At 64.3% G+C, this 25320-nt stretch carries 26 protein-coding genes; 15 read left to right on the forward strand and 11 right to left on the reverse strand.

From position 1 onward, the window contains the following. Nucleotides 1-2: 2 nt before the first annotated feature. From TSA66_RS11845 to TSA66_RS11855, 3 genes are all read right to left on the reverse strand, one after another. Nucleotides 3-1070: an SPASM domain-containing protein gene (locus TSA66_RS11845; protein WP_232429457.1), complete on the reverse strand. Its 1068-nt coding sequence runs from the start codon at nt 1068-1070 to the stop codon at nt 3-5. Then, a complete protein-coding gene (locus TSA66_RS11850; protein WP_084199522.1) occupies nt 1067-2203 on the reverse strand; it encodes a glycosyltransferase family 2 protein in 1137 nt (378 codons plus the stop codon). The genes TSA66_RS11845 and TSA66_RS11850 overlap by 4 nt, the downstream gene beginning before the upstream one ends. A gap of 116 nt (nt 2204-2319) precedes the next feature. Then, on the reverse strand, nt 2320-4128 hold the full coding sequence (locus TSA66_RS11855) for an ABCB family ABC transporter ATP-binding protein/permease (RefSeq protein ID WP_198358780.1): 1809 nt from the start codon (nt 4126-4128) through the stop codon (nt 2320-2322). A gap of 452 nt (nt 4129-4580) precedes the next feature. Here TSA66_RS11855 and TSA66_RS25535 point away from each other — a divergent pair, with 452 nt between their 5' ends. From TSA66_RS25535 to TSA66_RS11890, 8 genes are all read left to right on the forward strand, one after another. Beyond that, nucleotides 4581-5600 (forward strand): Hsp20 family protein, encoded by a 1020-nt coding sequence (locus TSA66_RS25535; RefSeq protein WP_052452263.1) that lies wholly within the window; start codon nt 4581-4583, stop codon nt 5598-5600. A 158-nt stretch (nt 5601-5758) separates the two neighbouring features. Further along, complete coding sequence (locus tag TSA66_RS11865) at nt 5759-7009, forward strand: cation:proton antiporter (RefSeq protein ID WP_052452653.1); 1251 nt, start codon at nt 5759-5761, stop codon at nt 7007-7009. 5 nt (nt 7010-7014) lie between these two features. Further along, nucleotides 7015-7320, forward strand: a complete 306-nt coding sequence (locus TSA66_RS11870; RefSeq protein WP_040040184.1) for a membrane protein — start codon at nt 7015-7017, stop codon at nt 7318-7320. Between the two features lie 191 nt (nt 7321-7511). Then, entirely contained in the window at nt 7512-9245 is a 1734-nt protein-coding gene (locus tag TSA66_RS11875) for a carbamoyltransferase family protein (protein ID WP_040040185.1), read from the forward strand. Nucleotides 9246-9283: 38 nt separating this feature from the next. After that, complete coding sequence (locus tag TSA66_RS11880) at nt 9284-10312, forward strand: UDP-glucuronic acid decarboxylase family protein (RefSeq protein WP_084199526.1); 1029 nt, start codon at nt 9284-9286, stop codon at nt 10310-10312. A 30-nt stretch (nt 10313-10342) separates the two neighbouring features. Further along, a complete protein-coding gene (locus TSA66_RS26870) occupies nt 10343-10531 on the forward strand; it encodes a hypothetical protein (protein WP_157691664.1) in 189 nt (62 codons plus the stop codon). A gap of 23 nt (nt 10532-10554) precedes the next feature. After that, nucleotides 10555-12147 (forward strand): FAD-dependent oxidoreductase, encoded by a 1593-nt coding sequence (locus TSA66_RS11885; RefSeq protein ID WP_052452264.1) that lies wholly within the window; start codon nt 10555-10557, stop codon nt 12145-12147. A 70-nt stretch (nt 12148-12217) separates the two neighbouring features. Further along, nucleotides 12218-12871 (forward strand): dienelactone hydrolase family protein, encoded by a 654-nt coding sequence (locus TSA66_RS11890; RefSeq protein ID WP_040040186.1) that lies wholly within the window; start codon nt 12218-12220, stop codon nt 12869-12871. A 25-nt stretch (nt 12872-12896) separates the two neighbouring features. On the opposite strand, the gene TSA66_RS11895 is transcribed toward TSA66_RS11890, so the two are convergent. The 4 genes from TSA66_RS11895 to TSA66_RS11910 all read right to left on the reverse strand — a co-directional run bounded on the left by TSA66_RS11895 (nt 12897) and on the right by TSA66_RS11910 (nt 17129). Next, nucleotides 12897-13619 (reverse strand): N-formylglutamate amidohydrolase, encoded by a 723-nt coding sequence (locus tag TSA66_RS11895; RefSeq protein ID WP_040040187.1) that lies wholly within the window; start codon nt 13617-13619, stop codon nt 12897-12899. A 62-nt stretch (nt 13620-13681) separates the two neighbouring features. Further along, complete coding sequence (locus TSA66_RS11900; protein ID WP_040040188.1) at nt 13682-14941, reverse strand: carboxylate-amine ligase; 1260 nt, start codon at nt 14939-14941, stop codon at nt 13682-13684. Continuing rightward, complete coding sequence (locus TSA66_RS11905; RefSeq protein WP_040040189.1) at nt 14938-16401, reverse strand: RimK family protein; 1464 nt, start codon at nt 16399-16401, stop codon at nt 14938-14940. Before TSA66_RS11905 ends, TSA66_RS11900 begins: the two co-directional genes overlap by 4 nt. Beyond that, nucleotides 16398-17129 (reverse strand): cysteine peptidase family C39 domain-containing protein, encoded by a 732-nt coding sequence (locus TSA66_RS11910; protein ID WP_084199971.1) that lies wholly within the window; start codon nt 17127-17129, stop codon nt 16398-16400. The genes TSA66_RS11905 and TSA66_RS11910 overlap by 4 nt, the downstream gene beginning before the upstream one ends. A 363-nt stretch (nt 17130-17492) precedes the next feature. On the opposite strand from TSA66_RS11910, the gene TSA66_RS25540 reads away from it, so the two are divergent. Together TSA66_RS25540 and TSA66_RS11925 are read left to right on the forward strand one after the other, a co-directional pair. After that, on the forward strand, nt 17493-18287 hold the full coding sequence (locus TSA66_RS25540; RefSeq protein ID WP_157691665.1) for a hypothetical protein: 795 nt from the start codon (nt 17493-17495) through the stop codon (nt 18285-18287). A 2-nt stretch (nt 18288-18289) separates the two neighbouring features. After that, nucleotides 18290-19501 (forward strand): AI-2E family transporter, encoded by a 1212-nt coding sequence (locus TSA66_RS11925; RefSeq protein ID WP_084199528.1) that lies wholly within the window; start codon nt 18290-18292, stop codon nt 19499-19501. A 190-nt stretch (nt 19502-19691) separates the two neighbouring features. Here the strand turns inward: TSA66_RS11925 and TSA66_RS26195 are convergent, their stop codons facing one another. The 4 genes from TSA66_RS26195 to TSA66_RS11945 form a co-directional block, all read right to left on the reverse strand. Then, nucleotides 19692-19829 carry an entericidin A/B family lipoprotein gene (locus TSA66_RS26195; protein ID WP_040040191.1) on the reverse strand — a complete coding sequence of 46 codons (138 nt, stop codon included), beginning with the start codon at nt 19827-19829 and terminating at the stop codon, nt 19692-19694. Between the two features lie 29 nt (nt 19830-19858). Next, complete coding sequence (locus TSA66_RS11935) at nt 19859-20287, reverse strand: hypothetical protein (RefSeq protein ID WP_040040192.1); 429 nt, start codon at nt 20285-20287, stop codon at nt 19859-19861. Beyond that, a complete protein-coding gene (locus tag TSA66_RS11940) occupies nt 20284-20652 on the reverse strand; it encodes a phage holin family protein (RefSeq protein WP_040040193.1) in 369 nt (122 codons plus the stop codon). Before TSA66_RS11940 ends, TSA66_RS11935 begins: the two co-directional genes overlap by 4 nt. A gap of 121 nt (nt 20653-20773) precedes the next feature. Continuing rightward, entirely contained in the window at nt 20774-21181 is a 408-nt protein-coding gene (locus TSA66_RS11945; RefSeq protein WP_040040194.1) for a DUF883 family protein, read from the reverse strand. Between the two features lie 454 nt (nt 21182-21635). Between TSA66_RS11945 and TSA66_RS11950 the strand changes: the two genes are divergently transcribed. The 5 genes from TSA66_RS11950 (at nt 21636) to TSA66_RS11970 (ending at nt 25256) form a co-directional block, all read left to right on the forward strand. Continuing rightward, nucleotides 21636-22820: a PilT/PilU family type 4a pilus ATPase gene (locus TSA66_RS11950; protein WP_040040195.1), complete on the forward strand. Its 1185-nt coding sequence runs from the start codon at nt 21636-21638 to the stop codon at nt 22818-22820. A 197-nt stretch (nt 22821-23017) separates the two neighbouring features. After that, the gene (locus tag TSA66_RS11955) at nt 23018-23461 is read left to right on the forward strand and encodes a hypothetical protein (protein WP_157691666.1); all 444 of its coding nucleotides are present in this window, start codon (nt 23018-23020) and stop codon (nt 23459-23461) included. Nucleotides 23462-23591: 130 nt separating this feature from the next. Further along, nucleotides 23592-23936 carry a hypothetical protein gene (locus TSA66_RS11960; protein ID WP_040040197.1) on the forward strand — a complete coding sequence of 115 codons (345 nt, stop codon included), beginning with the start codon at nt 23592-23594 and terminating at the stop codon, nt 23934-23936. 96 nt (nt 23937-24032) lie between these two features. Continuing rightward, complete coding sequence (locus TSA66_RS11965) at nt 24033-24431, forward strand: DUF1801 domain-containing protein (protein WP_040040198.1); 399 nt, start codon at nt 24033-24035, stop codon at nt 24429-24431. Between the two features lie 33 nt (nt 24432-24464). Next, nucleotides 24465-25256 (forward strand): class I SAM-dependent methyltransferase, encoded by a 792-nt coding sequence (locus TSA66_RS11970; protein ID WP_040040199.1) that lies wholly within the window; start codon nt 24465-24467, stop codon nt 25254-25256. The last annotated feature ends 64 nt before the right edge of the window (nt 25257-25320 follow it).

Raw genomic sequence — 25320 nt, forward strand, 5'->3', positions numbered from 1 at the left:
AATCAGAATGTGCCTGCATAAATGGCGCAGCTGCGACAGACTTCCGGGGGCGTCGCAGAGGCGAGCTGTTCGCGAAATGCCGTGTACCGTTCATTGTTCCAGACCGCCGCCACGCCGCTTTGCGCCATGTCACCGAAGTGGATCCGGTCCGGCGTAGACACCATGCAGCAGGGCATGGCGCGGCCGTCATAGCTGATGTAGGAGCCGCGCCACGGCCAGTCGCAGCGCGCTCTGCCCGGCATGCCGGGCGGGTGCGGACGCGGCGTCACATTGGGCAGGCGCAGGGTGACGCCCAGTTCGCGCGCAGTCTCGCGCGCGGCGCCGAAATGCCGTTCGACGCGCTGCGGGTCGTCGCCGACAAGGCTCTCGCGGTCGACGAAGCCGCGCATCGGGCGATAGCGCTCGGGCAGGCTCGATTCGCCGAAGTCGTGGCACAGGTGCTGCACCGACAGCTCGCGCACGCTTTCGCGGTGGGCCAGCCGCACCAGGTCGGCCAGTTCGTGCAGGTTGCGCCGCATGACCACGGCTACCAGCCGGATGTCCGGCTGCGTGCGGCCGAGAGCGGCCTTGGCTTGCACCAGCCGACGCAGGTTGCGCAACACGCGCTCGAAACGCGCTCGCACGCGGATCGCCTGGAAGGTGTCGGCAGTGGCGCCGTCGAGCGATGCGTGCAGCGTGTGCAGGCCGCTTTCCACGCATTGCCTGGCGCGGGCGTCGGTCAGCACGGTGAGATTGGTATTAGTCGACACCGCGATGCCGCGCGCGGCGGCGTAGCGCACCATGTCGAAAAAGCGCGGATGCAGCATCGGTTCGCCCAGGCCCTGCAACTGCAGCTCGGCCAGCTGCGGGAACTGGTCGATGAGGCGGCAAAACACGTCGAAATCCATGAAGGCGCGCGGCTGGCCGGGACCGCCTTCGCCGCGAAACTGGATCGGGCACATGCGGCACCGCAGGTTGCACTGGCCGACCGGCTCGATCTGCACGAAGCGCGGCAGCGCGACTTCCTCGCTCATGCGCGGCAGTGCGGCTTCCTCACTCGCGCGCGGCTGCGGCGCGCCCGCTTCGCTCATATCAGCCTCGCGCGGAACTTGAACGCGCCCACGGCGCGCCAGAAGACCGCAAGAGGCGGAATCAATATCGACGTGATCAGCATTTCGGCGATGTGCGAGGGCGAGTGCGAGGTGCGCTTCAGGCGCTGCGCGCAAAAGCGCGCGGTCATGAACAGCCATACCAGGCCCGCCGCGACCGCCGTTTCGGCGAGAGCGGCCAGCAGGCTGACCATGCAGACGGCCAGCGCCGCCACCGTCAGGTAAAAGTCCCAGCGCGGCTTGGCGCGTATCTTCTGACGGTACAGGCCGGGATGCTTCTTGAACAGCAGCGCGTCGAACTGGATCTTCTTCAGCTGCGACAGGCTCACGCCCCAGCCGGCCGGGCGGATCGGATGCGTCATCACCGCGTTGGGTGCATGGGCAATGCTGGCGCTGTATTCGAGCAGGCGGAAGTACAGGTCGGAGTCTTCGCGCCAGGCGAAGCGGAAGCGTTCGTCGAAGCCACCCACGTCTTCCAGCACGCGCCTGCGCACGAAACAGTTGGCGGTGACGAATTCGGCGGTTTCCAGGTTCTTGGCATCGAGCTGGTAGTCGGTCGGCGTGCCGGACACCGGCATGACGATGCGCCCGCGCACCGCGTGCACGTCGTCGTTGAAGGCCAGTACACCGTTCCTGAGCCAGTCGGCGCGCGCGATGGTGTCGTCGTCGGTGAAGGCGATGATGCCGCCGCGCGCGGCGCGCCAGCCGTGGTTGCGCGCCGCCGCCGGTCCATGCGGGCCCATCGACGGGATGTAGACGATGTCGGGCCCGGTGCCGGCCGTGTGGGCCGACCAGCCGACCACGATATCGCGCGTGTCGTCGTCAGGCCCGTCGTCGACGATGATGATCTCGAAGCGGCTTGGCTCGAAGCGCTGCAGGACCAGGCTGGCGATGCAGCGGTTCAGCAGCTGCGGCCGGCCCCTGGTCGGCACCACGATCGATACGTCGATCTCGGCTACCGCCGAGAGGGTGCCGTCGGGGCGGGGATGCAGGCGCGTCACCGAGGCGCTGTGGATGGGCTGGGCAGGCACGGCGCGGCCGTCGCCCAGGCTGTCGCCTTCGGCGCCGGAGTGGCGTCGCCTGCGGTCCCTGTTGAATGCGAGTACTTTCGGCATGGCTACGGTCCTGGATGAATTCTTAAATTGGAATAAGAGCGCCTTGTATTGTTCCCGGGCCGGCGCAAGTTCAATGGCAACTTTTGTGCCACATCATTGCAGTCTTTTCTGCATGGCTATCCCACCGACAGCAATTCCTTTTCCCGCTCCTCGCTGTGCTCGCTGCTCTGCTGCAGCTGCCACAGCCGCGCGTACGCGCCGCCTTTGCGCAGCAGTTCCGCGTGCGGGCCGCGCTCGATGATGCGGCCGCGGTCCATCACCAGGATCTCGCCGGCATCGACCACGGTCGACAGGCGGTGCGCGATGACCAGCGCGGTGCGGTTCTGCGACAGCTGGTCGAGCTCGTCCTGGATGGCGCGCTCCGATTGCGAATCGAGCGCGGACGTGGCTTCGTCGAAAATCAGCAGCGGTGGATTCTTGAGGATGGCGCGCGCCAGCGCGATGCGCTGCTTCTCGCCGCCCGACATCTTGACGCCGCGCTCGCCCACCGGCGTGTCGTATTTCTGCGGCAGCGATTCGATCAGCTCGTGGATATGGGCGGCCTTCGCCGCGGCCACGATGTCGTCCATGGTGGCGTCGGAGCGGCCGTAGCCGATGTTGTAGGCGATGGTGTCGTTGAACAGCAGGGTCTCCTGCGGCACCACGCCGATGGCCGCGCGCAGGCTCCTGGTGGATACGCTGCGGATGTCCTGGCCGTCGACCAGCACCCGGCCGCCGCCCACGTCGTAAAAGCGCAGCAGCAGCCGCGCCAGCGTGGACTTGCCCGAGCCGCTGCCGCCCACCACTGCCACGGTGGTGCCGGGCGCGATGCGGAACGAGACGTTGTGCAGGATGGTGCGGCCCGGCTCGTAGCCGAAGCTGACATTCTCGAACACCACTTCGCCCTTCGCCACGTGCAGGTCGGGTAGCCCGGGCGGCTCCGGGACTTCCGGCGTTTCGCGCAGCAGCTGGAACAGCTTTTCGGTATTGACCAGCGCATCGCGCGATTCGCGGTACACGAAGCCGAGCGAATTGAGCGGCAGGCAGAGCTGGATCACATACGCATTAATCAGGATCAGGTCGCCGACCCGCATCTGCTGCGTCAGCACGCCATAGCCGGCCAGCAGCATCACGGACGCGACACCCAGCGCGATGATCGCGCTCTGCCCGACATGCAGCGTAAACAGGGCGCGCTGGTTTTGCACCACCGCTTCGGCCCAATGGTCCATCACGCCCTGGAAGCGGTTCGATTCCAGCCGCTCGTTGGTGAAGTACTTGACCGTGTCGTAATTGATCAGGCTGTCGGTCAGGAGGCTCTTGGCGTTCGAATCGAGGCGGTTGACGCGGCGCTGGTGAATCGCGCGCTTGGCGGTAAACACCAGGGTGAAGCCGCAGTAGATGAGGAAGGTGACGCCGATGATGGCGGTGTACCAGAGGCTGTAGCGGGTGGTCATGATGACGATCACCATGCCGATCTCGAGCAGCGTCGGCACCAGCGTAAACAAGCCCACGCCGAGCAGGAAGGCGATGCCGTTGGTGCCGCGGTCTATGTCCGGCAATAGGCCGCCGATGCGGCGCTGCGCATGAAAGCGGGCCGACAGCGAATGCAGGTGCGAGAACGTGTTGTGGGCGTAGGTGGCGACGGTGTGCTGGGTGACGCGCGAAAATGCCAGGTCGCGCAGCTCGTTGAACAGCGTGCTGGCAAAACGCATGATGGCATAGCCGGTCAGCAGCACGACCGGCAGCGAAGTGATGCGTTCCGGGCGCGACAGTTCGTCGACGATGCTCTTGAGCATCAGCGGCACCGATACGACCGCCACCTTGGCCAGGATCAGGCAAACCAGCGCCACGACGATGCGTCCGCGAAAGCCGGACACGACCTGCCACAGGTCGTGCATGACATTCTGGCGGGAAGGTTGGCTGCTGGGAGGAGTCGACATATCCATTCACTTATCCGGTCACAAGAAATGGCAGGCGCGGTGCAAGTTTGCCGCGTTGCTGCCTGTAATACTTACAAGGCGCTGTTACAAATGCACTCTTTCCGTCCTGCGCCGCTGCCGGCAGGGACCGGATTTGAACAGCCATCGGGCTCCGCCGGTGATGGGGAGATGCATGGCGGCGGCACGCACCCAGTGGAATGGAACTTGCGAAGAGGCCGCTGCCCAACGCGTTCACCCATCCCGGACAGCCGAGCGCTTTGCAAGTTTGATTAGCACTATTTATTCCAAGGCGATTTACACATACCCAATGACCTACGCCGCACTTCCCGACAGACGCTTCCCTGCCGCCGCCATTGCGGGCGCACGCCGCGGCGCCTCGTCGGATTGGCGGCGACATGACCCCACATGGCAGGCACCGTTGCTCGCATGCCAGCGCGGCATGGACAGAAAGGAGATTCATGATGGCAAGAATCGAACAATCGATGGAAGTCAATGCGCCTGCGCGCACCGTCTACGACCAGCTGACGCGCTTTGAACACTATCCGCGCTTCATGGACGGCGTGGTAGAGGTGCGCCAGCTCGACGATACCCATTTGCGCTGGCATAGCAGGGCCGGCAATCTGGACAGGGAATGGGATGCCGAGATTACGGAACAAGTTCCGGAGCATGGTATTGCCTGGCGTCACAACAACATTCCGCACTATGCGGGGCGCATCGATCTGCAGGCAATTTCGCCGGAGCGCACCCGGATTGCTGTGAGCGTTGACTGCGAGCACGGGGAGCAGTTGCTTGCGCAGCATGGCGACGCCGAACGGGCGGTTGCCGAGCTTGCCGAACAGGGCCTGGCGCGCTTCAAGAAGTTCATCGAAGGCCGGCAGCGGGAAAGCGGCGCCGCGCAGCGCCAGCCGGGGCAGCAGCAAATGCGGCAAGAGCCACAAGACGCGCAGAAAGAAGCACACAAAGAAACCCACGAGCAGCCGCGCGGCGGCGCCGAGGCACGCTCCTGGATGCCCAACCTGATGCAGATGTGGGGCGAGCCGCTGTCGCTGATGCGCAAGATGTCGGAAGAAATGGACCAGCTGGTGGGCAAGCTCATGGTCCGCCCGGCCCAGCTGCTTGGCGCGGCGCAGCCATCGGGGGCGCCTCCCGGCGCATGGTCGCCGGCGGTCGAGGTGGCGCGCAGCGCGGACAAGGTGGTGATCTGTGCCGAATTGCCGGGCGTGCGGCGCGATGACGTGCGGGTTGAAATCAAGAAAGACAGCGTCACCATCGAGGGCGAGCGCCCTCCGGGGCAGCAGGCACGGGAACTGCAACGCACGGAACGCAGCTATGGCCATTTTTACCGCGTCATCGCCTTGCCGGAAGGCGCCGAGCCGGACAGCGCATCCGCCGCCTTGTGCGACGGCGTGCTGGAAATTACGGTGCCGGTGCCGGAACAGGGAAGGCCGCCGCGCCGCATCGACATCCGGCCGCAGTGACGCGGCCCGGCCAAGGCGGCGGCATGTTCCTGCCGACGGCCGGGCATGACCGCCTGTAACCGCATGCAAGGCATTATCCACGGCAGGTTTGCGCAGGAGGCGCCCAAATCGATACCGTCACGCTCTGGTACCTGATCATCGGCGCGTTGCTGATCCTGATGGGGCTGGCCGGCTCGGTGCTGCAGCCGTTGCCGCTCAGCCCGGCGATGTTTTACCTGGCCATCGGTTTTGCGCTCGGCCCGTCCGGCGCCGGGTTGGTGCGGCTCGATCCTTATGGCCATGCCGGCGTGCTGACATTGGTGACCGAAGTCGCGCTCTTGATCTCGTTGTTTGCGGTCGGACTGCGCCTGCGCGTCGAACTGACCAACCGTATTTGGTGGCTGCCGCTGCGCCTGGGCGTGCTCGGCATGGTGCTGACCATTTTCTTGCTCAGCCTGGCCGGCGTCTACCTGCTGCACATGCCGCCCGGATTGGCGCTGCTGCTGGCCGCGATCCTGGCGCCGACCGATCCGGTGCTGGCCTCGGATGTGCAGATCAAGGATGTGGGCGACCACGACCGCACGCGCTTCAGCCTGTCCGGCGAGGGCGGCTTGAATGACGGCACGACCTACCCGTTCGCGATGCTCGGCTTGTGCCTGCTCGGCGTGCCGCAGGCGGCGGCATACGGCAGGCCGGAAGCGCTCTTGCTGGCGCTGTGGGGGATTTTCGCCGGCGCCCTCAGCGGCTGGCTCCTGGGGCGGCTGGTGGTGTCGCTGGCGCTGTACCTGCGCGAGCATTTCCGGCAGGCGCTTGGCATGGAAGAGTTCCTCACGCTCGGCTTGATCGCCCTGTGCTACGGGGTGGCCGATCTGATCCACGGCATCGGCTTTCTGTCGGTATTCGCGGCTGGCGTGGCGATGCGCCACATCGAGCACCATGCCACCGGGAGAGCGCGCCCGGCGCAGGTGATCGGCGCGGTGCCGGTCGGCGAAGAACATAAGATCGCCACCGACCCGTCCAAGGCGCCGGCGTATATGGCAGAAACCGTGCTCGGGTTCAACCAGCAGCTGGAGCATATCGTTGAATTCGTGATGGTCCTGCTGTTGGGAATCATGTTGTCGGGCAGTGGTTTTTCCTGGGAAGGCGCGCTGGTCGCGCTCTTGCTGCTGCTGGTGATCCGGCCGCTGTCGTCCCTGCTGGCACTGGCAGGCGCCCCCGATGTGACGCGCCTGCAATGCGGCTTGATGGCTTGGTTCGGCATTCGCGGCATCGGCTCGCTGTATTACCTGATGTTCGCGCTGCAATACGCATTGCCGCCGCAAATGACGCAGCGCTTGGTGCCGATGGTGCTGACGGTGGTCGCGATTTCCGTGCTGGTGCACGGCATTTCGGCCACACCCATCATGAACCTCTACTACAAGCGACGTTAGAGACGATGCTCACTGAATTGATCGGCTGGCTCAGCGCCGGTGTGTTGGTATTGACGATTTCTCGGCAGGTCTATTCGCAATGGCGCAGCCGCAGTGCGCAGGGCGTGTCCAAGTGGCTATTCATTGGGCAGCTGATGGCATCGCTCGGTTTCACCGTGTACAGCTATCTGGTCGAGAACTGGGTATTCGTGTTCGCCAACTTCTTCATTTTCCTGACCGCCGTGGCGGGGGAGTGCATTTATCTGCGCAACAGGCGCCTCGATGCCAGCAGGAACAACGCGGGCCAGCAGGCACGCCCGGCGAGGCGCTGACCGGCGAGGCGCTTTTTCAAATTTACACGCCGCTGTATTTGTTACCGCGTAAAAAAGGGCACGCGCGCAAGAAAGACCGCCGTGGCGCAAGCGGGTACGTCACTTGCTTGGGTTCCCGCCATCTGCGGGCCAAGGACTGGCCTGCGGCCGCCATCGCGTCATCCATCGTGCGGTCATCCCCGGAGGATTCTGTGTACACGCTCGGAATCAACGCTGCCTACCACGATTGTTCCGCCTGCCTGGTGCGCGACGGCGAAGTCATTGCCGCCGCCGAAGAGGAGCGCTTCACCCGCATCAAGCACGGCAAGCGGCCGGTGCCGTTCTCCACTTGGCAGCTGCCATACCATGCGATCGACTATTGCCTGCGCGAAGCCGGCATTGCGCTGGCCGATGTCGACCATGTCGCCTATTCCTACGACCCGTCGCTGTTGCTCGGCAAGTACAACGCGCAAGCCACCATCACGCTGCCGCTGGAGCCGTCGGCGCACGCGAGCACGGAGCACGAAGACGAATGGCTGTCGCCGTGGGACCCGCTGTTTCTGTCCTCCATCGTCAATGCGCCGCGCCAGCTCGCGTCGGGCGCGCCGCATCACTTGAAAAAGCGCTTTCGCGGGGTGCGCCACGACGGCCCGTACCAGTGGCATTTCGTCGAGCATCACCTGGCGCACGAAGCCAGCGCCTTTCTCGCCGCGCCATTCGACGATTGCGCCGTGCTGACCATGGATGGGCGCGGCGAGCGCGCCACGACCAGCTACGGCCTATACCGGGACCGGCGCTACCGGCGCCTCCGGCAGATCGACCTGCCGCATTCGCTCGGCCTGCTGTACGAATCGGTGACCGACTATCTTGGTTTTCTGCATTCGTCTGACGAATACAAGGTGATGGCGCTGGCGTCCTACGGCAAGCCCATCTATGCCGACCGCTTCCATGAAATCCTGCAATACCGTGGCGAGGGCGCCTATGAAGTCCAGCCGGCCGACTGGGCCGCGCTGTTCGGCCCGGCGCGCGAGCGCGGTGCGCCATTCGCGCAGCTGCACATGGATATCGCCTCCTCGCTGCAGGTAGCGCTGGAAGAGACGGTGCTGAAGATGGCGCACTGGTTGCACGAGGAAACCGGCGCGGCCAACCTGGCGCTGGCCGGCGGCGTTGCGCTCAACTGCGTGATGAATGCGCGCCTGCGCGACCGCGAGCCCTTTTCCCGGGTCTGGGTGCAGCCGGCGGCGGGCGACGCCGGCACGGCGCTGGGCGCGGCGCTGTGGATCGACAGCCGGCAGCGCGCCGGGTCGGCACGCCGCTGGCAGATGGCACACGCCTTCCTGGGGCCGGCCTATGGTGATGACGAGATCGAGCAGGTGCTGCAGCAATCCAAATGGCGCTACCGGCGCGCCGCCGACCTGTCGTCCGAGGTGGCGCAGCTGTTAATGGAAAACAAGGTGATCGGCTGGTTCCAGGGGCGTATGGAGTTCGGTCCGCGCGCGCTCGGCGCCCGTTCGATCCTGGCCTCGCCGCTCGATGCCTCGATGCAGCAGCGCCTGAACCAGATCAAGGACCGCGAGGATTTCCGGCCGGTCGCGCCGGTGGTGCTGGAAGAAGCGGCGGCCGACTGGTTTGTCGGCGGCGGCGTGTCGCCATTCATGGTGTTCGTCTACGACGTGCGGCCCGACCAGGCCGAGCGGATCCCGGCGGTGCGCCATGTCGACGGCACGGCGCGCATCCAGACCATCAACCGCGAGCAGAACGCGCCTTACTACGACCTGCTGCGCGCATTCGCGCAGCGTTCCGGGGTGCCGGTGCTGATTAATACCTCGTTCAACACGCGCGGCGAGCCGGTGGTGTGCACGCCGCGCGACGCGCTCGAATCGTTTTGCACGACCCCGCTCGATGCGCTGGCGATCGGGGATTTTATTGTGGAGAAGAACGGGTAACACGGCAGCGGACATCAGAGAGCACACAGGGCCCATCCATGAAAGAAACCGACAGCAAACGCATCCTGGTTACCGGCGGCGCCGGCTTTCTCGGCTCGCACCTGTGCGACTTCCTGCTGGCGCGGGGCCATGACGTCTTGTGCGTCGATAATTTCCATACCGGCAGCAAGCGCAACATCGCGCACCTGCTGGCCCACCCGCGTTTCGAGCTGCTGCGCCACGACGTGACCTTCCCGCTGTATGTCGAAGTCGACGAAATCTACAACCTGGCCTGTCCCGCCTCGCCCGTGCATTACCAGAACGACCCGGTGCAGACCACCAAGACCAGCGTGCACGGCGCGCTCAACATGCTGGGCCTGGCCAAGCGGCTCAAGGCGAAAATCCTGCAGGCATCCACCAGCGAAGTGTATGGCGATCCGCAGGTGCATCCGCAGGACGAATGCTACTGGGGCCATGTCAATCCGATCGGGGTGCGCTCCTGCTACGACGAGGGCAAGCGCTGCGCCGAAACCCTGTTCATGGATTACCGCCGCCAGCACAAGCTGCCGGTAAAAATTGCACGCATCTTCAATACCTACGGCCCGCGCATGCATCCCAACGATGGACGAGTGGTGTCGAACTTCATCATGCAGGCGCTGGCGGGCCAGCCGCTCACCGTCTATGGCGACGGTGCGCAAACCCGCTCGTTCTGCTACGTCGGCGACCTGATCGACGGTCTGTACCGCCTCATGCAGAGCCCGGATGGCTTTTGCGGGCCGGTCAATCTGGGCAACCCGGTCGAGCACACGATGGCGGAACTGGCCGAACGGGTGATCGCCATGTGTGGGTCCCGCTCGCACATCGTCTTCCAGCCGCTGCCCAGCGACGACCCGGCACGGCGCCGTCCCGACATCGCGCTGGCGCGCAGCGTGCTCGGGTGGGAACCGGCTGTCGCTCTGGCCGACGGGCTGGAGCGCACCATCGCCTATTTCCGCAGTTTGCAAGGCGGCATGCCGGAAGAGGAACTGGCGCTGTCGCCCTACCGCCCGCAAGGCAACTCCGTGCAGGAACACCGATTGCATAGTTGAGCGCACTCATCAACCATTCCAGGTGCCACCATGAACCGACCCAGATTGCCATTTGCCGCCGTACTGATCCTGCTCCTTGCCGCCTGCGGGCGCGAGGGCAACACGCCGAAGGGACCGCCGCGGCCGGCCACTTCGATGCATTACGGCGGCGGCCATGCCATAACGGCGCAGCTTGACCTGGCGGCCCGGCCGGTGCCGCCCCCGCCCGGGCCGATGTAACCCTATCGTTGCAGGAGGATCGCATGAATATTCCCTCCGGACATGCCAGCGGAGGCCTGTCGGGCTATGCCGCGAGCGGACCGCTGACACGGCGCTCGATCTGGAACCGGGCGTCGGACGAGCTGACTTTCGCGCCTCTGGCCGACGACCTGGAGGTGGATGTGGCAATCGTCGGCGGCGGCATCACCGGCATTACCACGGCCGCCCTGCTGGCGCGGGCCGGGCGGCGCGTCGCGGTGCTGGAGGCGGTGCGTGTGGGCTATGGCAGCAGCGGCTATTCAACCGGCAACCTGTATGCGACGGTCGACACCTACCTGCACCACGTGGCCGATAAGTGGGGCTGGGACCGGACGCGGCAGGTCGTGCAATCGCGCCGCATGGCGATCGATTTGATCGAGCAGAATATTTTCGATTACCACATCCGCTGCCAGTTCTTGCGCCAGCCCTGGGTGTTGTACAGCACCGATTCTTCGGCGCACGAGGACGACATGATCGAGCGCGAATACCAGGCGTGCTTGAAATGCGGGCTGGATGCGCGGGTGAGCAATGAGGCGCCGCTGCCGTACAGCATCAACAAGGCGCTGGTGGTGGCGCACCAGGCGCAGTTCCACCCACTGCATTACGTGCGCCAGCTGGCCGCGGCGATCCGCTCCGAGCGCTGCCATATCTACGAAGGCACGCCGGTGGTGGAGATCGACCAGAACCATGCGCTCGTGCGCACCGCGCAACACACCGTCCATGCGCAGCACGTGGTGATGGCGACCCATACGCCGAAAGGGTTCAACACGCTGCAGACCGAGCTGGCGCCGTACCGGGAATATGCGGTGGCGGCCGCGCTCGCCGAAAAGCAGCTGTCCGGCGGCATTTTCTGGAGCGCCGGTGCGGAAAGGACATCCACCCGGCTGGTCGAGATCGACGGCCGGCCGCATGTGCTGCTCATCGGCGAACGGCACAAGAGCGGACAGCGGGAAGACACGGACGCGGCCTGGCGCAAGCTCGAGCAACTCCTGCGCGCGCGCTTTGACGCGCAGGCGGTCGAGTACCGCTGGTCGGCGCAGCATTACCGGCCGGCCGACGGCTTGCCCTACATTGGGCCCAGCATCGGTTCCGGCCACCTGTACCTGGCGACCGGCTTTGCCACGGATGGCCTGACCTATGGCACGCTGGCCGCCATCCTGCTGTCGGAACAGATCGCCGGGCGCAGTACCGAATACGACGAACTGTATTCGCCGCGCCGCTTCACCCCGGTCAAGTCGGTCGGCAAGTTCCTGAAAGAAAACCTGAACGTGGCCGGCTACTACGTGAAGGATTACATCAAGGGCGGCGAAGCGAAGGCGCTGGCCGAGGTGCGCTGCGGCGAAGGCCGGGTGATCGAGATCGATGGCGACAAGCTGGCGGTTTATCGCGACGACGCCGGGGACTTGCATGCCGTATCGCCGGTCTGCACCCACCTGAAATGCATCGTCCACTGGAACCGCGCCGAGCGCAGCTGGGACTGCCCCTGCCATGGCAGCCGTTTCTCGCATGAAGGCGATGTGCTGGAAGGGCCGGCGCTGGCGCCGCTGGAAAGGCGCACCATCGCCGGGCTTGACGGCGCCGCGCCGAAGGCCGGGTAGCGCTGCCCCAGGCCGTGGCACGGAGCTTGCCTCAGCTTCGGCTACGGATTGGATTCTTCCACGATAAGAGATGCATATAGAACAAGTCACGATTGACGCCGATTCGATTGCCCTGGATGGCGCATTGTGGCTGCCGGAAAACCACATCGGCGTGGTCCTGTTTGCCAGCTGCGGTGGCGCCAATCGCGTCAAGCCGCCCAACGATTATGTTGCCAGCGTATTGCGCACGGCGCGCCTCGGCACCCTGTGGATGGAATTGCTCACGCCACAGGAACGGAGCGTGCGCGACCCGGTGGCCGATGTCGGCGTACTGGCCGGACGCATGCACGCCGCCTGCGAGTGGCTGCGGATGCATCAGCTGACCAGAGGTTCGCCGATCGGCCTGTGCGGTGCCGGCCACGCCGCCGCTGCCGCCATGCAGCTGGCCGCCGGGCAGGGCGTGCGCATTGCGGCCATCGTGGCGCGCAGCGGACGCACCGATCTCATGGAAGCGGCAACGCTGACCAGGATCAGCGCGCCGACGCTGCTGATCGTCGGCGGCCTCGACGACGGCGGCATTGCGCTGACCCGGGCGACCTATGCCGCGCTGCGCTGCAAGAAGCGCCTCGAGATCATTCCCGGCGGTACGCACTCCTTCGAGGAGCCGGGCAGCCTGGAAGTCGTCGCCCGCCTGACGCGCAGCTGGTTCCTGCGCTACGCCAGCACCGCCGAGCGCCGCCTGTAGGACGGAACGCCGCGCTTCATGCCGGCTATGCCGGCTGTACCTGCGGCGCGGCGCTGCGCAAGGCTTCGATGATGGCGTGGCGCACCGTGCGCCAGTGCGCCGCGCCGCTGGCGCGCACGTGCTTCTGGTTGATTTCGAGCTCGATGCCGAGGTAGCGCTCGGCGCCGAAACGCTGCCGCAGATAGACAGTGAAGCCGTCCGCGGTGCCGGCATACGGATAGTTCATGCGCGCCTTCAGGGCGGCCGCGTAGGCGTGCAGCGCGACGCGCCAGCGCCGGCACAGCTCGGCTTCCGCGCTGCGGTCGGGGTCGTACAGCAAGCCGATGTCGGCGTCGCGCACCGCACCGTTGAGTTCCGGCGTGAAGCTGTGGCAGGACACGTGGACCACGCGCGCGCCGGCGTCGATGGCTTGCGCGATCATGGTCTCGGCCTTGCGGCGGTAGGGCAGGTAGTAGCGGGTGGCGATCTCGTCGCGCAATTCCCCGGACAGGCCGCGCGTGACTTCCGAAAACGCCTCCGGATGGCCCAGCGAGCGGTTTAGGTCGACCAGCAGGCGGCTGATGGTCGACACCAGCAGCGGCGCGTCCAGCCGTGCCGACATCTCGCGCGCCACGCGCAGCGCCCCGAGGTCGTAGCCGCGATGGGTATGCAGCAGCGCTTGCCGGTCGCGGAAAAAATCGCGGTAGCGGGAAGGGATGCGGTTGCCGGCGTGTTCGCAGGTGATGATGAAATGGTCGGGGTGGCGCATGTCGGATCGGTGGAAACGCTGTCCTGCAACGGCTCTTTCAGCCGGTCTGGCGAGATGCCCGCCTACCCGTTTTCCATGAACATCCGCCCCTCCTGCAGGCAGGCGCACAGTTCGCGGTATGCCGACGCCATCCGCGCGCGCGAACCGGCTGGGCCGACGGCGCGCAGGATGCGCCGCGCCAGCGGCCCTTGCTGCAGCATGACCTGCAGCGGCGCATGCCACAGGCTTTCGTGCACCGGGTCGTCGAGCGCGATCTGCCCCACCAGGTGCGCCCACAATTGGCCGGCGGTGCAGCGCTTTTCGGGGACGCCCAGCAGTTCCAGGTATCCGGCGTGATCGATGACGGCTTGTTCGGCATCGCGGATGCAGGCTTGCAGGATGGCCGCCAGCGCATTGGTCGGGATTTCCTGCTGCGCGATTAAGCCGGCGTCGGAGGCGCGGTACAGCAGGCGCACGGCGGATACGGTGGCGGCGGCAACGGCCAGGTCCGCGCGCGGGCATTCCTGGGTGTCGACCACGCGGATCTCGATGGCGCTGCGGTCGAAGCGCGCAATCGCGCCGCGCGAGTTGAGCCATTCGTATTGCAGCACGCCGTGCGGGTCGTGCCGCTCGATGTCGCGGTACATCGGCGCCAGCAGCCGCTGCTCGTAGGCGCGGCGGCTGGTGATGGTTTCCGGGATCACCAGGCCGGCGATGGACGGGATTTCCCTGGCGTTGTCGCAGTACACGCGCATGCGGTAATCGGCAAAGCCGGTGAGGCGGCCATCGGCGACAGGGGAGCTGGCCGCCAGCGCCGGCAGGATCGGCAGCACCAGCCGCACCGCCGCGTGCAGCTTGGCGAATTCCTGGTCGTCGGCAAACGGCAGGTTGATATGCATGCTCTGCAGGTTGACCCAGCCGTGGCTTTTGGTGTCGAAGATGCGTTCGTAGGCGCGGTAGATTTCCTCGTTCTGGTGCGGCCACAGTGCCGCGTCGGTTGCCGGGTTCATCCACGGATGCATGGCGGTCGGCATCAGGCAGGCGTCAAACCGTTCCAGCCGTTCGTTGATTTCTTGTATCTCGCTCTGGAAGGCGTCCTGCAGCATCGACAGCATGATAATCGGGCGCAGGTTCTTCAGCTCGACGACATGCAGCGCCAGCTCGTTCGACCATCCCAGCAAGCCGCGCCGCACTTCGCCGGTGACGGCGCCGCTGTCGTCGCGCAGCAGGCGGTCGGCGAGCGGCCGCACCGACAGGGTGGTGCGGTCGACGATCATGTATTCCAGTTCGATGCCGTAGCCGGCAAAGGCGTGCAGCAGCGGTGGATCGTCGTCCGGTGTCATGTGACATTCCCCCTTCTCGCTTCGATGCGCTTGCGGAACACGCCCATCACTTCGCGGTACAGCGCATCGCCCAGCACCGCGTCTTCGTTGCCGGCGTCCACGTTCGGGTTGTCGTTGATCTCGATCACGCACACCTGGTTGCCGGTCTGCTTCAGGTCCACGCCGTAGAAGCCGTCGCCGATCAGGTTGGCGGCGGCCACCGCCGTGTTGATCACCTCGTCGGGCGCCTCGCCCACCGACAGCGCCTCGGTGCGTCCCTCGTAGCTGTGCTGCGACTCGTGCTTGATGATTTGCCAGTGGCCGGGCGCCATGTAGTACTTGCAGACGAACAGCGGGCGCCGGTCGAGCACCGCGATGCGCCAGTCGAATTCGGTCGGCAGGAATTCCTGCGCCAGCACCAGTTCCGATTCGCGCAGCAGCTCGCTGACCTTGGAGAGCAGCTGCTGCTCCGATTCGACCTTTACCACGCCCAGCGAAAACGCCGAATCGGGCTGCTTCAGGATGCACGGCAGGCCAAGCGTGGGCACGATCTGGTCGACGTTGCCCTGGTGGACCACCATCGTCTTCGGGATCGGGATGTGGTGGCGCGCCAGCAGTTCGGCCAGGTAAATCTTGTTGGTGCAGCGCAGGATCGAGTCCGGATCGTCGATCACCACCAAGCCGGAGTCGGCCGCCTGGCGCGACAGCTGGTAGGTGTAGTGGTTGACGTTGGTCGTTTCGCGGATGAACAGCGCATCGAAGTCGGCCAGGCGGCATGCATCCTTGCGCGCGATCAGTTCCGCGTGCATGTCGAGCACGCTGGCGGCGTCGACGAACTTGCGCATCGCTTCCGCATTGGACGGGCATTCGGAGCGCTCGGCATCGTACAGGATCGCCAGCGACGGCTTCTTGCTGGCCGGCGTGGTGGAGCGGATCTTTTGCTCGTGCAGGAAATCGATGGCCGCCTGCGCCGCGAATTCCCGGTCATGCTGGGCGATGTCGCGCACGCTGCCGGAATAGATGCCGCACAGGTGCCAGCGCTCGTTGGCGCGCTCGAAGCGGGCGTGCAGCACCGGCGTGCGCAGCATCTTGAACAGCGCGTCGGCCAGCGGCTGGTGGCGCTGGTCGGCATCGCGCCCGAAATAGATGTTCAGGTCGATGAAATCGACGCTGTCGCGCGCAAACGAACAGTCGATCAGGTTGCCGAGTTTTTCGGTGATGTCCTGCACCAGGCTTTCGGATTGCAGCGATTTCATCGCTTCCACGTCCGGCAGCGGCTGGTGGCCGCGCGCCTCCGCCAGCAGCGACACGTAGTAGCCGTCGCTCTGGTAGCGGTAGGTGCGGCAGAGGTTGAAGACTTTGGTGGAGTTGCTGTCCCCGTAGGCCGGGTCCATCAGGTAGGTTTGTGCAGGGATGACGGTGACGCCTGGGATGTCGCTGGGCCAATCTTGCTGCTGACTTACGACGAATAGGATATTCATGGTACTTCCTGTCGCCCCGGTCTGGGGGGGTGAATGATAAGCAGGTTCGCATCGTGCGTGACGATGCCGAGCAGTACCGCATTGACGACACGGTCGATACTCAGCCAGTACTCGTGCGCGCTGGCGTAGGGATTCTTGGCGTACGGGTCGACCACCAGCACCTTGCGGCGTTCGCGGTCATAGCCGGCGATCACCACGAAATGCCCGGACGGCAGGCCGCGCACGTCGTCGGGCTGGTCTTCCGGCCCATATTCGCGCGGCACCCGGTACAGATACGTTGAAGACAATCCGGTAATGATCGGCAAGCCGCGCCGCAGGATGCCGCGGATCAGATAGCGCGACAGGTCGAGCAGGCGCAGCCGGCCGCCGCGGGAAAGGAATTCCAGGTAGCCGGTGGTGGCATGTTGCAGCCGGTAATCCATCTTGATTTCGCGCTGCCGGCGCAGGCGGTCGGCGATGTCGACGCCAGGCGCAAACCAGGACGGGTCGAACACGGTCAGGTTGTAGGTGTAGATCGTGGCCTTGTAGCCCTTGGCGAGGGCGTCGCAGGCGAGGAATACCGCAAACGTGCCGCCATGCTCCAGCCGGCCGGCGCGCGCGATGACCTCGGCGAGTTCTTCGTCTTCGCCCCAGTAGCGGTAGACCGAGTGCAGGCAAGTCGGCCCGCAGGTGGTTTCATCCGGCTGGGGGAGAATTTTGACGGGAAGTTCCAGTACGGGATAGGTCACGGAAACGCTTTGGCAAAAATCGCAGTCATCAATAATTGGTGGCCAGAAAAATCTTCTTTCCTCCGCAGAACCCAGAGCATTTTTGATGCCAGTCGCTTCGGCCGTGCTGCGGGCGGAAACGGGCATGCATGATGTCGCTAATGACTTCACGTGCATGTAAAAGTTTCCAGCGGTTGCCACCTCCCGGTCGGCAGTTTGTCCAGTATTTACCGGTTGCATCTGTCTGCCTCGGGCCAGCCGCTGCCGGGCACGGATGCTGCATAGCCAATAGATTGGGCGGCTTTGCTGCCGCCAGCCGCAGACGATGGCGCGTGCGCTGCATATACGGCCCGCCACTGCGACTTTGCTCAGGAGATGTCATCCATGAAACGTCTATTGACCCTTGCTTTCGGGCTGAGCGCCCAGGCGGCGCTGGCCCAAATGCACCCGCCGCCACAGCCGATGCCGGACACGCCGGCGCAGTCGATTCCGATCTTGCCGGAATCCGGTTCCGATGCATCGGGTAATTCCACGCTTACCGCGCCCGGCTCTTCCGGCGGCGCCGATACGTCGGGCGCCTCCGGTTCCACGGGCGCTTCGTCATCCGGTCCCGGCGCCGACGCCCATGGCAGCAGTGCCGACACGCCCGGCAGCGTGCAGGATGCCAGCGGCTCGTCCGGCATGCAGTCCGAAGCCGGCGCCGAACTGCGCGCTGCGCCGCCGCCAGAGACGCGCCTGCAGCCGCAGACCCAGAACGACGTGACCTATCTGTGCGGCGGCGTGGGCGCCGAAGAAGCCGCCTACATGAAGCAGCAGGCGCGCGGCTACGACCTGATGCTGACCTTCGCCGCGCGCGACGGCTCGTATCTGGCCGATGTCAACGTCGATATCAAGGATGCGCAGGGCAATCCGGTATTGCAGGCCAAGTGCGACGCACCGATGCTGCTGGTGGACGTGCCAAAAAGCGGCACCTACCGCATCCACGCCGATGCCGCCGGCTATGCGCTGGACCGGACCGCGAAGGTGCGCGCCAAGCAAAAAACCGGGCCGCACGTCGCTTCGGTGGTGCTGACCTGGCCGCAGCAGGTGGCCGAGGGACCGGCCTCGCCCGGCACATCCAGCGGCAGCAGCGGCGGCAACAGTAACAGCAGCGGGGACCGCGACAGCGGCGTGCGCTGACGATGGCAGCCAGCGTCGATCCGCGTCCGGACGAGTTCAGCCGAGGCAATCCGGCGGCGGTGCCGCAGGGCGGACCCGCCGAGGGGCGCGCGCCTGCGCCGGCTGCGGCAGGCGAGCGCCCTGCGCGGCGCGGTGTGCAGGCCCGCTCGCCGTTTGCGCCGCGCCGCGCGCCGGAACCGCTGATGTTCAGCGACACACAGTTTTTCCGGCGCACCGTCTTTGTCAGCGGCATGACGATCGCCACGGCGCTCGTGCTGGCGCTGATCTGGAATGCGAGCGAAGTCTTCCTGGTGCTGTTCGCTTCCATCCTGGTGGCGGTGCTGGTGCGCTCGCCCATCAACTGGATTGTGCGGCACACCCGGCTGTCGCCCACCATGGCGCTGGCCTTGTCGGTGCTTACGCTGGGCGCGGTGCTGGGCACGCTGGTGTACATCTTCGCGGTGCCGATGGCCGAGCAGCTGGGGCAGCTGATGTCGCAGCTGCCGCGCGCCATGGCGCGCCTGCGGGAGTCGCTGCGCGAATACCAGTGGGCCAGGCCGCTGCTGCTTGAAATGTCCCACGCCAAACTGGACATGCGCACGCTCGGGCAGGCGCGCGGCCTGATCTCATCCACCGCCTCGGCGCTGATCGGCCTGCTGATCGTGATCTTCATCGGCGTCTATCTCGCCGCGCAGCCGCGCCTGTACCAGCGCGGCTTCATGCACCTGATGCCAAAGCACATGCGCCCGCGCGCCGCCGAAGTGCTCGATGAAATCGGCTCTGTGCTGCGCTGGTGGCTGCTCGGCAGGCTGATCGTCATGCTGCTGGTCGGCTTCGCCGCCGGGGTGGGACTGTGGTGGCTCAATATTCCGCTGGCGGCCACGCTGGGCGTGTTAAGCGGATTGCTCGAATTTATTCCCTATCTGGGACCGATCCTGTCGGCGGTCTCTCCCTTGCTGATTGCCTTCAATGTTGGCCCAGACGATGCGTTCTATGTGCTGATGCTGTATATCGCGATCCAGACGGCGGAGGGCTATCTGATCTCGCCGCTCATCGAGCAGCGCACGGTGTCGCTGCCGCCGGCGCTGGTCATTTTTGCCACCGTGCTGCTGGCGGCGCTGGCCGGGCCGCTGGGCGCGGTGCTGGCTTCGCCGCTGACGGCAGCCGGCATCGTCGCGGTCAGGCTGCTGTACGTGGAAGACGTGGTGGAGCAGGTGGAGAAGTTGAACGCGTGAGAAAGGAGCGGGGCGGAAAGGAGCGGCGGAGTCGGGTGCGCAATGCCGCCGGGCTGACTGCCGCATGGTGGATGCGTGAGGAGGAAGGTGTGACGAAAACTGCGTGACGAAAGCTGTGTGATAAAAACTGCGCGGCGAATGTCCGTTGGACGCGGTGCAGCGCACCGCGTCCGGGAGATGACTGGTCCGGTTACTTGTTCTTGTCTGCCGCGCCTTCGACTTTTTCACCGCCGCGCTGCACATCCTGCCCGAATCCCTTCATGGTGTTGCAGGCAGACAGCCCGTAGGCAGCGATCAGAATACTCAGGATGGAGACGATTTTTTTCATGATTCTTTCCTTTCAAGTTGACGATTAAACTAGCGCGGCGGGGCATGCGGCGGGACGCCGGGCTGCACGCGCGGCGGGATCATCGTCGCGAGATTGGCCACCGTGGTCAGGAGCCGCACGATCGCGTCGATATTCGAGGCGGTGCGCGGCAGCGGCCCGGCAGCTGGATTGCCGCTTTGCACCGTATTTTTCGCCGCGCTGCGCGCCACCCGGCTCGATACCAACGCCAGCACCGTGGCGGCGGCAGCGGCAGTCAGCAGCGGGTGCTCGGCTACCCAGTGCAAGGCCTTGTTGCGCGGGAAGCCGAGACTGGTCAGCGCATAGGAGGCGTGGTGGCCGGCCGGATGAGCGGGGTTGGCGTGCAGTTCCGGCTGGTTCAGCAGCATGCGCCGGTAGTGCTCCCTGCTCACCTGCATGCGCGCCAGAATGGATTGGCGTTCTTCTTCGAGTGAACTCATACGCTTTCCTTGATGACGTCAAGATCGCGCCGAAACTCCGTGCGCAGGGTATTGGCGATCGGCTGCGAGCGGAAATGCTTCAGCGCCAGGTTGAGGCATACGCCGGCGATCCCGCCATACAGCAAGACCACGAACCATGCCGCCAGCGCCCGGAACGGCGAGTCCCAGAAGCTGACGATGATCGCCAGCCCGAGGAAGACGATCGCCAGCAGGGAAAACAGTCCCGCGACCGCGAAGCCGGCGATGCGCAGCGCGATGTTGTGCTCGTGAATCTTCAGCTCGACCCGCAGCAGGTCGAAATAGTCGCTGACCCGGTCGAGCGTGATGAGATAGAGCTGTCTTGATTTGTGGAGTGCCGAAATCATCGCGTCTCCTGGTCCATGGAAAATCAACAGGCGGGCTGCCGCAGGGCCACGCGCAGCCGCGCGCCGCACAGGGGCGGCGACACGCATGCGCCGGGCGCTTGCAGCAGCCCGCCGACGGGCATCAGCGGCGCTTGAACAGCAGGCCGAGCAGCAAGCCGGTGCCGGCCGCCACGGCCAGCGACTGCATCGGCTTGTCCTTGACGTACTCGGTGGTGGTTTCCATGCCGCGGTTGAGCTGGCGGTTGGCTTCGCTTGCCAGCCCCTTGGCCGCATAGCGCATCGAGCTGAACTTCGACATCAGCTGCGTGTGCGCCTGGCTCAGCTCGTCGTCCGACAGGCTGGGCGCGCGCGTCATCAGCGCATCCAGGTCATTCTTCAGGCTCGACAGTTCGCTGCGCAGCGTCGCGCCCATGCGCTGGGCCGAGCCCTTCGCCTCGTTATACATGCCCTTGGCGGCGGTGCCGGTCGTGCTTGCGGTCGAAGAGATCTTGTCGCTGCCGTTGCCGGTAGAGAGATTGGTTGTTTCCATGAGTCGCTCCTGGGTTGAAGTGGACAAAACAAAAGAGAAGAACGATGAAAGAGAGAACAATCACCAGTTGCCATGGCAGCCCTCGCTGCAGCTGCCGCACAGGGACGCCGGGTGACTGCATCGGTCGTTGCAACCACGAAAACATGACGGCACATCATCACGGCGGCCCTCCGTCTGTGGCCTGCCTACAGTGCGCAGCAAGGGACATGCCAACGAACTTGCGGCAGGATTTGCGCGTGAAACGTCGCGTAATGCCTACACATTGGCCAAGTTGTATGTAAGGCGGTGAAAAGGGCGGGAATTCTTTGCAGGAGTTGCATGTAATTCTTGCAACTGGCGTGGCATATCTTCATGTTGGCCGGCGTCATGCTTCTTGCAAAATGTATCCATACGGAAACATAATTGTGCGATATCGCAGTACGCAGACGTCCCCATTTCCGCACGAAAGGCATTCATGTCCACCGGTTTCGGTCCCGAAGAAGCGCGCAATTACATGCATCAACTGCTCAAGGCCATGAATCAGGCCGGCGGCTCGGACTTGTTCATTTCCGCCGATTTTCCGCCCAGCATGAAAGTGCAGGGGGCGATGAAGGCGCTGAGCCAGCAAAAGCTCAACGGCGACATCACGAAGAAACTGGCGCAGGCGCTGATGAACGAGCGACAGCAAAAAGAGTTCGACGCCGAGCTGGAATGCAATTTCGCCATTTCTCTGCCGAATGTGTGCCGCTTCCGCGTCAACGTCTTCGTGCAGCAGCAACAAGTCGGCATGGTGATTCGCACCATCGCGTCCGAAATTCCCAACTTCGTCAAGCTCGGCTTGCCCGAGGTGTTGAAGGACGTGATCATGACCAAGCGCGGCCTGGTGCTGGTCGTCGGCGGCACCGGTTCCGGCAAGTCCACCACGCTGGCGGCGATGATCGACCACCGCAACGAACACTCGGCCGGTCACATCATCACCGTGGAAGACCCGGTCGAGTACGTGCATAAGAACAAGTCCTGCCTCATCACGCACCGCGAGGTCGGCGTCGATACCCACTCCTGGCATCACGCCCTGAAGAACACGCTGCGCCAGGCGCCCGACGTGATCCTGATCGGCGAGATCCGCGATACCGAAACCATGGAGCACGCCATCGCCTTCGCCGAAACCGGCCACCTGTGCCTGGGCACGCTGCACGCCAACAATGCCAACCAGACGCTCGACCGCATCATCAACTTCTTCCCCGAGGAGCGCCGCAACCAGCTGCTGGGCGACTTGTCGTCCAACCTGCGCGCCATCATCTCGCAGCGCCTGGTGCGCACCGAAGACGGCAAGGGCCGCAAGGCCGCCATCGAAATCCTGCTTAACACGCCCACCATCGCCGAGCAAATCCTCAAGAGCCAGTTCCACGCCATCAAGGAAACCATGGCCAAGTCCAAGGAGCTCGGCATGCGTACCTTCGACCAGGCCCTGTTCGAGCTGTACAACGCCGGCCACATCGGCTACGAGGAGGCAATCCGCAACGCCGACTCGGCCAACGAACTGCGGTTGCAGATCAAGCTGAAAGGCGAGCGCGGCCAGCCGGGCGACAAGGGCCATGGCGGATTCAATCTCGCCATCGACGAAGACAAGGGCGAGGAAGAAGAAGCGAAGGGCAAGTAAGGTCGGCACTGCGGATGCCGCACGCCGTGAAAGCGGCTGAACCGGCGAGCCCGCCACCCCTCGGCGTGGTCGGCACACACGCTGTCACGTTCATCCCGAACGTGACGTCGTTGCTGCTCCAGTACGTGGGCTATCTTGCTGGGGCGACAACGGGGGGTATAAACTGGCTGCCATCCGAATTTCCCCAGCCATCCGTCATGAGCCGACAAAAAGAGCTAATCGCTCATCTTCTTGATGCATTTCCTCCAAGAGCTTTCCCTGGAGAGGTAACTTCACACAATTGCGCTGAATGCACGGCGATCCGCGCCACGCTCGGCGGAGCAAGCTGGTGGTCAGTGCCTGGATCGTTCATTCGACAACACTCCAATCATCTTCCTCTGTTAACGCAAGAGGCCTATAAAGCATTCTTGCCTGCATGGATGTGCGAGGCAGTGTCAGATCCAACCGGGGAAACCGCCGCGCTGTTGATGGTAAATCTGAGGGAGGGGACCTTTGCGCCGGATTTTTCACAGCAAGAGTCTTATGCCGTGATTCAAGTCGCAAAGTGGATCGCGGAAAACAATGGCTTTGGCCCGGAAGATCCCGTAAACAGGGAATCCATGGCCAGGATCATGCAAAAGTGGGAAGGCCAGGATGCCTGACATGAAAATGGCCTCGGACGTATCGCGCCGGCCATTAAATCCATGACTTCCAAATTGCAGATCAATACCGACCGCTGCGCCGCCGGCTATCATCAGCGCTGAGCATTCCAGGTCGAGACGGAGGAAGCCGATGTACGAATCAAAGCGTCACCGTCCGATTCCGCGAGTACGTTTCATCCGCCGTCTATTGGGCCACTTTTTTGCAGCAATGTCGCTGCTCGCCATGTCTCTGTTTGTCGGCATGGCAGGTTACGAATATTTCGAACATCTTGCATGGCGTGACGCCTTCATTAACGCGGCCATGCTATTGGGAGGCATGGGGCCGGTGAATGCGCCTGAGTCGGATGGCGGGAAGATATTTGCCGGCCTGTACGCCCTATATGCAGGATTGGTCTTCCTGATTGTATTGGCCATCATCTTCACCCCGGTCATACATAGGGTGCTGCATACCTTCCATTGGGAAGAGAGCGAATAATCTGTTCGCGCCCGGCAACCCGCTACGGGCGCGATGGCCATGGCGTGCCGCACACTGAGCGCAAACGTTAGGACATCTGAAGAAGGAGAAACCGGTATGACGAAAAGCGAACCTCGGCAAGACAAGTCTCCATCCCAGCTCATCGAGGAGAGGATCAAGGAGCTGGCTGACTGGCGAGGCCAAATGCTCGGCCGACTCCGCGCCTTAGTCAAGGAAGCGGACCCGGAAGTCATCGAAGAGTGGAAGTGGCGAGGGGTTCCGGTGTGGTCGCACCACGGATTGATCTGCACGGGTGAAACCTACAAGGAAGTCGTGAAGATGACTTTCGCCAAAGGAGCGTCCCTGAACGATCCTTCTGGCCTCTTCAACGCCAGCCTTGAAGGGAACACAAGGCGTGCCATCGACTTCCGCGAGGGGCAGGAGATAGACGAGGCGGCGTTGAAAGCCTTGGTGCGCGCCGCTGTGGCGTTGAACAAGTCGAAAGCTCGAAACTAATTTCACACGCAATCCCACTGGAGGAAAACACGCATGGCGAGCAATCAAATCCGCTTCGACGACGGCGCAGCCTACGAACGATACATGGGACAGTGGAGCCAGCTGGCGGGTGAAGCCTTTCTCGACTGGCTTGCGCCAGAACCCGGATGGCGATGGCTTGATGTCGGTTGCGGCAATGGCGCCTTTACGGAAATGCTCGTTGAGCGGTGTGCGCCAGTCTCGGTGCAGGGTATAGACCCGTCCGAGGGGCAGCTTGCCTATGCGCGCGCACGACCTGCGTCGCGTGTCGCGCAATTTCATCAGGGCGACGCGATGGCACTGCCTTTTTCTGACGACACGTTCGACGCGGCGATCATGCCGCTGGTGATTTTCTTCGTTCCCGACCCGGGTAAAGGCGTTGCCGAAATGGCGCGCGTGGTCCGCCCGGGCGGCAGTGTCTCGGCCTATGCATGGGACATGTTTGGCGGCGGTTTCCCTTATGACGCGTTGCAGGGTGAAATGCGCGCACTGGGCGTCGCCGTTCCGGTGCCGCCCAGTCCCGACGCGTCGCGGGTAGAAGCCATGCGGGACTTATGGACAGGCGCGGGGCTGGAGGCGGTCGAAACGCGGGAAATCACGGTGCAGCGGACGTTCGCCGATTTCGACGACTACTGGACGACCGCTCTCGGGGGACCAAGCGTCGGTGCCAAGCTCGCAGCGATGACACCCGAGGACCTGACGGTGCTCAAAGCGCGGATGCGCGCGCGTCTGCCGGCAGATGCCAGCGGCCGGATTACCTGCAGTGCGCGCGCGAATGCCGTAAAGGGGCGCGTGCCTAAAGGATGATTCTCCTTGTGGCTCTGGAACATCGATTTACTTGTGAAGATGTTGAACTGCTGCAAAATCGAAG

It is taken from the genome of Noviherbaspirillum autotrophicum (assembly GCF_000818395.1).
Taxonomy (GTDB): domain Bacteria; phylum Pseudomonadota; class Gammaproteobacteria; order Burkholderiales; family Burkholderiaceae_D; genus Noviherbaspirillum; species Noviherbaspirillum autotrophicum.